Annotated in this window: 11 protein-coding genes and 1 pseudogene; 5 read left to right on the top strand and 7 right to left on the bottom strand. The window is 46.5% G+C overall.

What is annotated here, in order from left to right; all coding sequences use genetic code 11:
* Positions 1–8: 8 nt before the first annotated feature.
* A complete protein-coding gene (papA, locus tag EAS44_RS04970) occupies positions 9–557 on the bottom strand; it encodes a P fimbria major subunit PapA (protein WP_000597759.1) in 549 nt (182 codons plus the stop codon).
* A 206-nt stretch (positions 558–763) separates the two neighbouring features.
* Complete coding sequence (locus EAS44_RS04965; RefSeq protein WP_000930062.1) at positions 764–1,078, bottom strand: adhesin biosynthesis transcription regulatory family protein; 315 nt, start codon at positions 1,076–1,078, stop codon at positions 764–766.
* Between the two features lie 422 nt (positions 1,079–1,500).
* On the opposite strand from EAS44_RS04965, the gene EAS44_RS04950 reads away from it, so the two are divergent.
* Entirely contained in the window at positions 1,501–1,734 is a 234-nt protein-coding gene (locus EAS44_RS04950; RefSeq protein ID WP_000006207.1) for a FaeA/PapI family transcriptional regulator, read from the top strand.
* 342 nt (positions 1,735–2,076) lie between these two features.
* Here the strand turns inward: EAS44_RS04950 and EAS44_RS04945 are convergent, their stop codons facing one another.
* The 3 genes from EAS44_RS04945 to EAS44_RS04935 all read right to left on the bottom strand — a co-directional run bounded on the left by EAS44_RS04945 (position 2,077) and on the right by EAS44_RS04935 (position 3,781).
* The gene (locus EAS44_RS04945) at positions 2,077–2,313 is read right to left on the bottom strand and encodes a helix-turn-helix transcriptional regulator (RefSeq protein ID WP_000958091.1); all 237 of its coding nucleotides are present in this window, start codon (positions 2,311–2,313) and stop codon (positions 2,077–2,079) included.
* Positions 2,314–2,381: 68 nt separating this feature from the next.
* Positions 2,382–2,957 carry a hypothetical protein gene (locus EAS44_RS04940; protein ID WP_000991571.1) on the bottom strand — a complete coding sequence of 192 codons (576 nt, stop codon included), beginning with the start codon at positions 2,955–2,957 and terminating at the stop codon, positions 2,382–2,384.
* 257 nt (positions 2,958–3,214) lie between these two features.
* Positions 3,215–3,781, bottom strand: a complete 567-nt coding sequence (locus EAS44_RS04935; RefSeq protein WP_001126806.1) for an inovirus-type Gp2 protein — start codon at positions 3,779–3,781, stop codon at positions 3,215–3,217.
* 319 nt (positions 3,782–4,100) lie between these two features.
* Between EAS44_RS04935 and EAS44_RS04930 the strand changes: the two are divergent.
* Positions 4,101–5,335: pseudogene (locus EAS44_RS04930) on the top strand (IS3 family transposase).
* Positions 5,336–5,369: 34 nt separating this feature from the next.
* Here EAS44_RS04930 and EAS44_RS04925 read toward each other — a convergent pair.
* Both EAS44_RS04925 and pgtP read right to left on the bottom strand, forming a co-directional pair.
* Positions 5,370–5,735: a hypothetical protein gene (locus EAS44_RS04925; protein WP_000639467.1), complete on the bottom strand. Its 366-nt coding sequence runs from the start codon at positions 5,733–5,735 to the stop codon at positions 5,370–5,372.
* Between the two features lie 42 nt (positions 5,736–5,777).
* Complete coding sequence (pgtP, locus tag EAS44_RS04920; RefSeq protein WP_000948756.1) at positions 5,778–7,142, bottom strand: phosphoglycerate transporter PgtP; 1,365 nt, start codon at positions 7,140–7,142, stop codon at positions 5,778–5,780.
* A gap of 398 nt (positions 7,143–7,540) precedes the next feature.
* Here pgtP and pgtC point away from each other — a divergent pair, with 398 nt between their 5' ends.
* From pgtC to pgtA, 3 genes are read left to right on the top strand one after another with little or no spacing between them, the layout of a single operon-like run.
* The gene (gene pgtC / locus EAS44_RS04915) at positions 7,541–8,758 is read left to right on the top strand and encodes a phosphoglycerate transport regulator PgtC (protein ID WP_001363624.1); all 1,218 of its coding nucleotides are present in this window, start codon (positions 7,541–7,543) and stop codon (positions 8,756–8,758) included.
* Positions 8,755–10,764: a two-component system sensor histidine kinase PgtB gene (pgtB, locus tag EAS44_RS04910; RefSeq protein WP_000790446.1), complete on the top strand. Its 2,010-nt coding sequence runs from the start codon at positions 8,755–8,757 to the stop codon at positions 10,762–10,764. Before pgtC ends, pgtB begins: the two co-directional genes overlap by 4 nt.
* A complete protein-coding gene (gene pgtA / locus EAS44_RS04905; protein WP_001350739.1) occupies positions 10,754–12,001 on the top strand; it encodes a two-component system response regulator PgtA in 1,248 nt (415 codons plus the stop codon). The genes pgtB and pgtA overlap by 11 nt, the downstream gene beginning before the upstream one ends.
* The last annotated feature ends 151 nt before the right edge of the window (positions 12,002–12,152 follow it).

Genomic DNA, 12,152 nt, shown 5'->3' with positions numbered 1-12,152 from the left:
CAGATGAATTACTGGTAACTTAAATTAAAGGTTGCAACTGCAGAAAAAGCACCTTCAGAAACAGTACCGCCATTCGCTTTTTTCACAAGAGCTGTATAATGAAGAACATTATCACCATCTTTCAGGGGATAAGCGTCACCTGCAGTCCCATCGAAAGAAACGTTTTTGCCTGCAGCCTGAACTACAATAGCTGTGCCCGTACCGCCGTTAGTTGCTAATTCTTCAGCCTGCCCCGTTACTTGTGGCCCAGTAAAAGATAATTGAACCTTACCGTTTTTAGCTGCTTGACCTTGTTTAAAAGCTGTAATATCGCAATTTACTAACTCAATATCTAAATCCATTGGCTTGGATGTACCTCCTGCCTCAAGGAAGCTTTTTGAAAGCTGTCCAAAATCAATAGACTGATCAGCTGATTTCTGAGAAATGCTGCATGGAGCATCAACAACAGTTCCGTTAAAAGTTACTTTACCCTGCCCCTGTGGAATAGTTGGAGCAGCATTTACACCAAAAGACACCACTGCCATAGCTACCGCACCGGCAATAACCGACTTAATCATAAATAACAACCTCTTTTTCATTACTGAACACACCAGAGATATCTGGCAATTTAAAATGACCCGATTACCTTTAATAACCAGATCAATACAAATAATATTCTCGTATTTTCAGGGCAGGTTATTTATCGACAGAATACTGATATAACCTGTCTGCTTTCTGATAAGGACTTCTTTTTATCTGTAAGATAACTCCGGAATGCCATCATTCAGTCAAATGCCGACGACTCATCTGTATAATAAGGTGCAAGCCTTGCTGCAAGAGCATTCAGCCGTATAAGTCTCCCAAGTGTTGTACTGAAATACCCATTATTCATCTGGTATTTCTCGCAGACCTCCTTACGGGAGTGCCCACCTACCAGATAGTCCTTCATAGCCAGAATGACCCTGTCACTGTGAATAGAAGAAATACCTATCAGTAAAAAAAAATGCATTTCAGACATAGAGCCGGGCAACAGTACGCTCTCGCGTATATTCAGCAAAAACGCATTTCCTGACCGACTGATGACTTCATGATGCGCCATGTTTCCCCCTTCTGTCGGGCCCCTGGATATATGCTTCCGGCCCGGAAATACTCTTCACGCAATAAGTTAAATTTAGTTTTTTATGTTGTAAATATTGATTTAAACGATCTTTTAACCCACAAAATAAAATTAAACTAGAATAAAACACTAATAATAAGAATGCGATCAGATAAAAACATCATAGTAAATTGAATTTACAGCATAAAAGATCGTCTAAATGCATTTTTACGGACTTTCTTTTCACAGAAAAATAAAACGCAAAATGTGATACATATCAAATAAAGCAAATAAAAAGCAAATTCACTAAATTGCACAAATAAAGCAAACACAGCAAACACAGCAAACACAGAGAATAAAAATACCTTTCCGTTGATAACAGAAAGCATGATTTTTATTATTCGAAGAAACTTTGTTACAGTGAGATGAGTGAATATATGAAGAATGAAATACTGGAATTTCTGAACAGGCATGATGGAGGGAAAACGGCAGAAATTGCGGAGGCGCTGGCGGTAACGGATTACCAGGCCCGCTATTACCTGTTATTACTGGAAAAAGCAGGTATGGTTCAGCGCTCACCATTAAGACGGGGCATGGCAACATACTGGCTTCTGAAAGGAGAGAAGCAGGCGGGGCAGAGTTGTTCTTCCACAACTTAATAACTCAATCTGTGGGCATGCTTCACTGAAACAGATAAATGTCAGCGCCAGTGATATAAGGCGTAACGACTAACAATCTTGGCGTTGACAGATGTTTCTTTTCTAATTTACTGAACCGGCGCAGACTTACAGAAAAACACTCCGGCACCGGTGTAATGCCAGTTATAATCAATAAGAATAGAATGACGAATCAGTCAGGAATAGCTATAACCTGCAGGCTGACTGGAGAATGTCTGCAAGAAGATGAACGTAAATGTCGCCAGCACCAGGGGCAGGGCCGGGTTCCACAATACCAGCGCTGGCATTTTGCACATTGCCAGCGTACCGGCATTACAACACGTTTCATGCTGCTGCCCCCCGGGATTCCTCGATTCGTTGCTGCATCCACTGCTCCACTTCACTTTTGTACCAGCGGCTGCTGCGCCCCAGTTTGATGGGTTTAGGGAAATGACCTTCACTGATCAGCTTGTAAAACCATTTATCTGTCATGCCAGTGAAACTGGTGATGTAGTTCATGTCGATCAGGGGATCGTCGGCACGCAGCAATACACTGTCGTGGCCTGTTATTGAGGTCAACATAGTCAGGATGTCCTCTGTGAGATTTATGGAGGTTGGGCAAATGCGGGTGAATCTGCTGAACTGAGCTTTCAGAACAGTCCTGCAGATCCGGGATAGCCGGGATTACCGGCGAGGCAACGGGCTTCCGGATCGCACACACCACGACGATCGCGGGCGAAATCACTGAACGCCCAGATCAAGTCTTTGAGGATGTCTTCGCAGTCCGGTGAACGACTGTCCAGCACCACATCCCGGGTGATCTGCTTCTGGTACGGTGCTGCTTCACCCGGTGATGCGAAGCCCAGTACGTTGCTCCAGGCATCCAGAATCAGCCGATCCAGTTCAGGGCCGTCGAAATACTCTTGTCTGACGCATAACACCACGTGGTATTCCGGCTTTTCCGGATGACGGGTCAGGAGCCAGCAAAGGTCGCGTCCGGGTTTCGCATTCATCAGCGCACTGACGGTTTCGATAAAATCCATACCAAACCAGGTCTGTCTGCTGTTGAAGGCGTTGTCATGTTCCCACGGCAGACGAAGCAGGATCCGCCGTACCCGGGAGCAGGACTGTTCACGCAGCGCACGCTCAAGAACGCCGATGACTTTGCTCTGATAAGATGGCCAGAAGGGGGCAAGGCTATCGTCGAAATAAGGAATAGCATTCATAAGATATGCTCCGTTATGCGCAGCCCACAACGCGTCCTGCCCGTGAATGAGCTGACGTGTTATGGTTTGCGGATGGGGTTGATGGAATACGTGAAGAACCGAAACAGAACGGGAAGATCAGGTCACCGACAAGAGGCGAACACCGGATACAGGTTCAGGATGAATGATCTCCGTTGACTTCGGTTCACATCATTAAGCAGAGCGGTAAGTTTTTACTAACGGAGTATTTCCGGGCCAGGAAACTCAAGGTTTAATCTTCACTTCTGAAGCTTACGTGGACGCCCTGCTGCAGGACGCTCAGGAACTTCACTGCAGCCGTAGGCACACAGCCCGTCTTTTTGCTCTTCTTTCGCCAGATAATGCAGGGCACCGCGAATATTATCGATGCTTTCAGGCTCGTTATGGCGCACAGGAATGTTGATGTTGTATGTATAATGCGGCTGATATGTACAGCAGTGCGCCGAACCGCTGTTATGCGTAATAGACCGCCAGCATTCCGTAATCCGCTCCGCAAAGGGATATATTTTTTTAACCCTCTGACGATCGATCCAGAAAACCGCATGCGCATGAAAACCATGATCAGCCGTCCATTCAATCACCCAGAAGAAGCCAACGATATTTTCAAATTGTTCCACCTGCTCCAGCAGCATACGCAACTGCAATTCAAGCCAGCGATGATCAGGTTGTAAGAAATCAGGCGTATCTTTCCTGTAGAAGAAATCCATGCGTAAGGCCCGCAGGCAGGAATAGCGTGCCATCATTTGATTGATGTGATTGTCAAGTAAAGCGGTAAAAAACCAGTTTGGTGTGTAAGATTTAGGCATGTTGATGACTCCTGAAAGTTAATGATGTTTTAAGCTCTGTGAACGAATTAATGCTTTCGCTCATAATCAGATCTAAAACGGTAATAACTTACAGATGGTATTTATCAGGCATGCTGTAACAGAATGGATACGACGGATTATTAACGACACACAGCGTTGTGCTGAAGGGTATGAGTTATCTGATGGCATTGTCTATAGAGATGAGATAAACGAGGTGCGAAGAAAATACAGATTCAATACAACACAGTGAAATACTAGACTGGCCCCCTGAAATACCAGACAGTAGATGTATCTTAAAATAAGAGGTAGGCTTGGATATATGTCTAACACTAGTTCTAATTTTGAGATTGCTGGCGTTTTGTTAGGAAAAGAGGTGCGTAAACGTAAAACACCTCAGAAAAAAAATCGCAATTATTCAACAGACTATGGAGCCTGGCATGACTGTGTCCCACGTGGCACGTTTGCATGGCATTCAGCCCAGCCTGTTGTTTAAGTGGAAAAAACAATACCTGGAAGGAAGCCTCACTGCTGTTGCTGCCGGTGAAGACGTTGTTCCTGCTTCTGAACTGGCCGCTGCGATAAAGCAGATTAATCAGCTTCAGCGTTTACTGGGCAAGAAAACAATGGAAGTTGAGATCCTCAAAGAAGCGGTGGAGTACGCACAATCGCGAAAATGGATAGCGCATGTGCCCTTGTTACCTTCGGACAAGGAATAGCTCCGGTAAGCCGTGTTCTGGGCGTGTCGCGTGCGCAGCTAACATTACGGATGAAGGCATCTGATAACAAGCCAGATAAACGGCGTCAGAGACGCGATGAGGCTGCGGATGCAGAAGTCTTATCGCGCATCCTGGATATCATTGGCGATATGCCAGCATATGGGTATCGCCGTGTCTGGGCGATACTCAGACGGCAGTCCCGAAATGAAGGCTTGCCGTTCGTGAATGCAAAGCGCGTTTACCGAATAATGAGCGAAAACAGCCTGTTGTTGTTACATGACAAACCATCACGGCTGCAGCGGGAACATAAAGGCCGAATATCGGTGAAGGAAAGCGACCAGCGTTGGTGTTCTGATGGCTTCGAGTTCGGTTGTGATGATGGCGAAAAAGTCCGGGTTACGTTCGCCCTGGACTGTTGTGATCGTGAAGCCATCGACTGGGCAGCCAGTACGGGAGGTTACGATAAAGCGACAGTACAGGATGTGATGTCAGGAGCGATAGAAAAAGGCTTTGGCGATAAAGTGCCGGAAGAGCCCATCCAGTGGCTGACAGATAACGGTTCAGCGTACAGAGCGCATGAAACACGGCAGTTCGCCAGAGAGCTGAATCTGGAGCCCTGCACGACGGCAGTCAGCAGTCCTCAGAGTAATGGAATGGCAGACGGTTCGTGAAAACGATGAAGGAAGACTACATCGCGTTCATGCCGAAACCGAATGTAAGAACGGCAGTGCATAACCTTGCAGTAGCGATCGAGCATTACAATGAAAACCATCCGCACAGTGCGTTGGGTTATCGCTCTCCGCGAGAATATCGACGTCAGCGGGTAACGTTAACTTAAGATACATCCACTGTCTGGCATTTCAAGGGGTGGCTCAAGTTTTTTCAGACAGTTGAACTAGTATACCAATACATTCTTGTTCAGCATCAATGATACATGCTTGGTATGTCGGAAAGAAAACAGATGCTTGTTTTACGATATATCCACAGCCATAACATTGATACCATTTCCAGCCTTTTTCCTGAATGTAGGAAATATGTAGAAAAAGTGGCAAGACTGATTCGTCTGAGTACCCCTGTTTTTTAGCATTTTCAATGCATAACAATTGCGAATTATATGCGTTATCTGATTGAGACAAAAGATATCCATTTTTCTCATGACAACACCATCTCCATTTATTGTCATCAGTTTTATAAAATTTCCATATTAATCTCTGATTGCCAGATATCTTATAAATCATAATATGCTCCACTCCCCAGGGAAACGACCCTGGGGAAGGTAATTAGTGCTCTTTTATATATGCGGCTCTGTGACGTTCAAGTTCAATTGCACCACGATGTGATAACCAGCAAAAAATGATGCAACAAATAATACCGCAGCCAAGAAGATAAAATCCGCCATGCCAGCCAATATGATCGACCATAATACCAAACAGGCTGGTGCCCAGAGATGCACCGAAGATATAGCTCATAAAACCACGTAAACCTACCGCGGAGCCAACAGCAAAGCTGGGCACGATCTCCATAGTCTGAACGGAAGCCAGAAATTGTGGAACGTAAATCAGACAACCAACAATGGCAGCAAAAATTGTCACCATAAACAACGATTCACTTTTCCAGTAGCCAATCAGGCAAATGAAAATCAGCGCCATACAAATCATCGCCAATGGCATACGACGCCCTTTAAACAGTTTGTCTGACAACCAACCGGCAAGTAGCGTGGAAGGGATCGCGGCCCATTCAAAAAATAAAAATGCGACGCTCATTTGTTCTTTTGAAAAATGTTTCACCGTCAGCAGATAAATAGGCAACCAGCTAATCATCCCGAAGCGCACCATGTATACAAATACGTCAACCAGTGAGACATACCAGGCATTTTTATTGCGTAATACATAAGTGCAGAAAATCTGAAAGGCGCTCATGTTTTCTGGTGCTTTTACCGTCTGTCGGGTATTCAGGACGACTTTTTCTTCCGGCATCATCTCTTCCAGAGAGGGTAGACCTTCCTGATGTGGGGAACCTTTACCGAGAATCAGCACAATTACCGCAAAAACGATGGCCACGCAGGCCGGAACGATATAACTCGCACTTTGCCAGTGCTCGCTGCCGAGTAGGGCAAAAGCGGCACCAACAATCGGTGCAACAATACCACCACCGATGTTATGAGAGATATTCCAGAAAGCACCAACCCGACCACGCTCCCGGCGAGGGAACCAGTTAGCAATAGTGATGAAAGAAGGACCAACGCCCATTCCCTGGAAAAGACCATTCAGAATAACCAATGCCGCAAAAATCCAGAATGCGGTGCTGAATCCCAGGCCAACGTTAACGATGGCACATAACACCAGCCCACACGCCATAAAGACTTTCGGACTGGCTTTATCGGCAAGGCTACTCATCACTCCTTTGCTGATACCATAGGCGATAAGCATACAGCTACTCAGTACGCCAATTTGTGTGGCGCTGAGATCTAATTGCTCTTTAAGATAAGGCGTTGATAAGGTGAAATTATTACGCACGATATAGTATGCAAGATACCCCAGAAATACGCTAAGTAACGCCTGCATACGATAGCGACGATATGTCACCTGAATTTTCTCCGCCGGAACACTATCCGCCGCTTGCCCCGTTTTAAATATTGATAACATGTCTTCACCTGTATTTTATATTGATATGAACATCAGGAGTATTCTGACAATGAGAGTTATATAATTGAGATGAAATATCAAACTGAAAAAATGTGTCACAATTGACACAAAATAATAAAATCAAAGCCTGTTTTTGACCCATTTTATTGATGCATAGACAGGGCAGATTTATGCTTTATCTGGTTTGTTGTTAGCATGTGCGGATATTAACAAATCTCATGCTGATTATCGGGTAATCTCTGATTAATATATTAACGGTCTCTTTGAACAGACGTGTTATCAGACGAAGTGTCTGAAACGGGTAATTTTTGTCTCAATGCGATTTTTGCGGTGTATTAATATTTATGACCTGGATCACAAACCGATTCTTTAGTTGGTGCGAAATCGGCATCAAAACCATGATTCTTTTACTGTTGTTGATGGATGTCGGGGCCGTCAGGGCTCAACGAAATGAACTGGTGATGGCCACCACATTCTCACCCGGAGCTATCGCGTGGATAATACAGCGCTGGCAAACAGAGCCTGAGTCGGTAATGATCCGTACGCTTAACCGCACCAGTGCCTCACTGGAACAGTTGCTTGATACGGCCAACGTAGAAAACGTCGATCTGATCCTGACTTCATCACCAATGCTGCTCCAGCACCTTCAGGAGCACCAGAAACTGGCCCCGTTTGATGATGCACCCGCAGAAAGCCAAAACCTGGTGCCGGAGTCGATCCGTGCAACCTCCGTTGCAGTAGCAATATCAGGTTTTGGTCTGCTTATTAATCGTCCTGCGCTTTCTGTAAAACACCTTCCTGCCCCTGCTGACTGGGACGATCTTGCTTTGCCGATCTATCAGGACGCTTTATTGATGAGTAGTCCGTCGCGTTCAGATACTAACCATTTAATGGTTGAGTCATTACTACAGCAAAAAGGCTGGGTGAAAGGATGGGAAACGTTGCTGACAAGTGCAGGAAACCTGGTGACAATCTCCTCCCGCAGTTTTGGCGTAGCCGATAAAATAAAAAGCGGACTCGGCGTTGCCGGCCCCGTTATCGATAACTATGCTAATTTACTGTTAAATGACCCCCATATCTCTTTTACCTATTTCCCCCGGTCTGCGGTATCCCCCACCTACGTTGCAATTCTCAGGAAAAGCCCACACGCCGATGCAGCCCGTCGCTTTATTCACTACCTGTTAAGTCCGAAAGGACAGCGTATTCTGGCCGATGCCAATACAGGAAAATATCCGGTGACACCACTTGCCGCAGACAATCCGCGGGCAACGCAACAACAGCTCCTGATGAATCAACCCCCGCTGAATTATCACCTTATCCTGAAACGTCAGCGTCTGGTGCAGCGCTTGTTTGATACGGCAATTAGCTTTCGGTTCGCACAGCTAAAAGATGCCTGGCGAGCGCTGCACAGTACCGAGGCACGCCTGAAGAAACCATTACCAGAAATACGTGCACTGTTAACACAAATGCCAGTTGCAGCGGCCAGTAGTGAAGATCCCGTCTGGCTGGCACAGTTCGATAACAAAAGCTTTGCCGAGCAGCAAATGATGGAATGGCAACTCTGGTTTCTGAATAACCAGCGCCTGGCGATAAAAAAACTGGAAGAGCTGAAATGAAAAACATAACGCTGTGGCAGCGTTTAAGACAGGTCAGTATCAGTACCAGCTTACGTTGCGCATTTCTGATGGGGGCACTTCTGACCCTGATTGTCAGTAGTGTCAGTCTGTATTCATGGCATGAACAAAGCTCACAAATTCGTTACTCGCTGGATAAGTATTTTCCCCGTATTCACTCTGCTTTCCTTATTGAAGGGAACCTGAATCTGGTGGTAGACCAGCTAAATGAATTTTTGCAGGCTCCCAACACCACGGTGCGATTGCAACTTCGTACCCAGATTATTCAGCATCTCGACACCATAGAACGGCTTAGTAGGGGACTGTCATCCCGGGAACGCCAACAACTGACGGTCATTTTGCAGGACAGTCGATCACTGTTATCCGAGTTGGATCGTGCGCTTTACAACATGTTTTTACTACGGGAAAAGGTGAGTGAGCTATCAGCGCGGATTGACTGGTTACACGATGATTTTACTACCGAGCTTAATTCTTTAGTGCAGGATTTCACCTGGCAGCAGGGAACGCTGCTGGATCAAATCGCCTCCCGACAGGGCGATACGGCGCAATACCTGAAGCGATCTCGTGAAGTGCAAAATGAACAGCAGCAGGTTTATACCCTGGCACGCATTGAAAATCAGATTGTTGACGATCTGCGTGACAGACTCAATGAGCTCAAATCAGGACGTGATGACGACATACAGGTGGAAACTCATCTCCGTTATTTTGAAAATCTGAAAAAAACGGCAGATGAAAATATACGTATGCTGGATGACTGGCCTGGCACCATTACCCTGAGGCAGACCATCGATGAATTGCTGGATATGGGAATCGTAAAAAACAAAATGCCGGATACGATGCGTGAATATGTCGCCGCCCAAAAAGCCTTAGAGGATGCCAGTCGCACCAGGGAAGCGACACAGGGTCGCTTCAGAACGTTACTGGAAGCGCAGCTTGGCAGTACTCATCAACAAATGCAGATGTTTAATCAACGAATGGAACAAATTGTTCACGTTAGCGGTGGGCTGATCCTGGTGGCGACAGCACTGGCGTTACTGCTTGCATGGGTATTCAACCATTATTTTATCCGCTCACGGTTGGTGAAACGCTTTACCCTACTGAATCAGGCCGTTGTGCAAATTGGTCTGGGAGGCACGGAAACGACTATTCCAGTTTATGGGAATGATGAACTGGGGAGAATTGCAGGATTATTACGCCATACTCTCGGCCAACTCAATGTGCAAAAACAGCAACTTGAACAAGAAATTACCGATCGTAAGGTGATAGAAGCCGATCTGCGTGCCACCCAGGACGAACTGATTCAGACAGCAAAGTTGGCGGTAGTCGGGCAAACGATGACCACGCTGGCCCACGAGATCAATCAGCCGCTAAATGCGCTGTCAATGTATCTGTTTACAGCCCGCAGGGCCATTGAACAGACCCAGAAAGAACAGGCCAGCATGATGCTTGGTAAAGCCGAAGGGGTGATTAGTCGTATTGACGCCATTATCCGTTCACTACGGCAGTTTACCCGGCGCGCCGAACTGGAAACATCACTCCATGCCGTTGATTTAGCACAGATGTTCAGTGCGGCCTGGGAACTTCTGGCCATGCGTCATCGCTCTCTGCAAGCTACGCTTGTTCTGCCGCAAGGTACAGCCACAGTTTCAGGTGATGAGGTCAGAACCCAGCAGGTACTGGTTAACGTACTGGCGAATGCGCTTGATGTTTGTGGGCAAGGCGCTGTCATTACCGTTAACTGGCAAATGCAGGGTAAAACGCTGAACGTATTCATTGGCGATAATGGCCCGGGCTGGCCTGAGGCATTGTTGCCTTCGTTATTGAAGCCGTTTACCACCAGTAAAGAAGTAGGACTGGGTATTGGTCTTTCAATTTGTGTGTCGTTGATGGAGCAAATGAAAGGGGAATTGCGGCTGGCATCAACGATGACCAGGAATGCCTGTGTGGTACTGCAATTCAGACTAACGGATGTGGAAGATGCTAAGTAGTGAATATTCGATTCTGCTGATTGATGATGATGCTGACGTGCTGGACGCCTACACACAGTTACTTGAACAGTCGGGCTATCGTGTTTTTGCCTGTAACAATCCTTTTGAGGCGCAGGCGTGGATACAACCAGACTGGCCAGGCATTGTGCTAAGTGATGTGTGTATGCCTGGCTGCTCTGGTATCGATTTGATGATGTTATTCCACCAGGATGATCAACAGCTCCCCATTCTGCTTATCACCGGGCACGGCGATGTGCCAATGGCAGTTGATGCGGTGAAAAAAGGCGCGTGGGATTTTTTGCAAAAACCGGTCGATCCCGGCAAATTGCTTTCTCTGGTTGAAGAGGCACTACGCCAGCGTCAATCAATCATTGCGCGTCGTCAGTATTGCCAACAGACATTGCAGGTGGAGTTGATAGGGAGAAGTGAATGGATAAATCAGTATCGGCGACGTTTACAGCAGTTGTCTGAGACAGATATTGCCGTCTGGCTCTACGGTGCCCCTGGCACAGGACGGATGACCGGTGCACGTTATCTGCACCAATTTGGACGTAATGCACAAGGCGAATTTGTCTACCGCGAGCTGACACCAGACAATGCACCACAGCTTAATGATTTCATTGCGCTGGCTCAGGGGGGAACATTAGTGCTCAGCCATCCTGAACACCTGACGCGTGAACAGCAGTACCATCTGGTTCAGTTACAAAGCCAGGAACACAGACCTTTTCGCCTGATTGGTATTGGAGACACCTCGCTGGTCGAGCTGGCCGCCAGCAACCATATCATCGCGGAGCTCTATTACTGCTTTGCAATGACACAAATCGCTTGCCTGCCATTAACTCAACGCCCCGACGATATTGAACCACTGTTTCGCCATTACCTTTGTAAAGCATGTCAACGGCTTAACCATCCTGTTCCGGAAGTGGGAAAAGAGATGCTCAAAGAGATGATGCGCCGCATGTGGCCAAATAATGTGCGAGAGCTGGCCAATGCAGCAGAACTATTTACTGTAGGAGTATTACCGCTGGCAGAAACAGCAAATCCGTTGATGCACGTCGGAACCCCGACACCGCTTGACAGACGAGTGGAGGACGCTGAGCGACAGATAATCACAGAGGCGCTTAATATCCATCAGGGGCGTATCAATGAGGTTGCTGAATATTTACAAATCCCACGGAAAAAACTCTATCTCAGAATGAAAAAATACGGTCTTAGTAAGGAGCATTATAAAATTTAACCATCAGACTTGTGCGCTTGTTCATAATGTTATGTCATTGCCTGATGTTGATAAAAAGACGGACGCTCCCCCTGTAAGACCTGTCTCTTATACACAAGTCCCCACCCGGGGATTTGTGATGTCTGTCAGTCTGCTTTAGGGGGGGCTCTTT

The sequence above is a fragment of the Escherichia coli DSM 30083 = JCM 1649 = ATCC 11775 genome, assembly GCF_003697165.2.
GTDB lineage: Bacteria > Pseudomonadota > Gammaproteobacteria > Enterobacterales > Enterobacteriaceae > Escherichia > Escherichia coli.
Note: the sequence above shows the minus strand (reverse complement) of the source record. Positions and strands in the feature narration are given on the sequence as shown.

Coding starts and splice junctions, on each gene's coding strand:
- papA (WP_000597759.1), bottom strand. CDS start 557: ATGATTAAGTCGGTTATTGCCGGTGCGGTAGCTATGGCAGTGGTGTCT.
- EAS44_RS04965 (WP_000930062.1), bottom strand. CDS start 1,078: ATGGCGCATCATGAAGTCATCAGTCGGTCAGGAAATGCGTTTTTGCTG.
- EAS44_RS04950 (WP_000006207.1), top strand. CDS start 1,501: ATGAGTGAATATATGAAGAATGAAATACTGGAATTTCTGAACAGGCAT.
- EAS44_RS04945 (WP_000958091.1), bottom strand. CDS start 2,313: ATGTTGACCTCAATAACAGGCCACGACAGTGTATTGCTGCGTGCCGAC.
- EAS44_RS04940 (WP_000991571.1), bottom strand. CDS start 2,957: ATGAATGCTATTCCTTATTTCGACGATAGCCTTGCCCCCTTCTGGCCA.
- EAS44_RS04935 (WP_001126806.1), bottom strand. CDS start 3,781: ATGCCTAAATCTTACACACCAAACTGGTTTTTTACCGCTTTACTTGAC.
- EAS44_RS04925 (WP_000639467.1), bottom strand. CDS start 5,735: ATGATTTATAAGATATCTGGCAATCAGAGATTAATATGGAAATTTTAT.
- pgtP (WP_000948756.1), bottom strand. CDS start 7,142: ATGTTATCAATATTTAAAACGGGGCAAGCGGCGGATAGTGTTCCGGCG.
- pgtC (WP_001363624.1), top strand. CDS start 7,541: ATGATTCTTTTACTGTTGTTGATGGATGTCGGGGCCGTCAGGGCTCAA.
- pgtB (WP_000790446.1), top strand. CDS start 8,755: ATGAAAAACATAACGCTGTGGCAGCGTTTAAGACAGGTCAGTATCAGT.
- pgtA (WP_001350739.1), top strand. CDS start 10,754: ATGCTAAGTAGTGAATATTCGATTCTGCTGATTGATGATGATGCTGAC.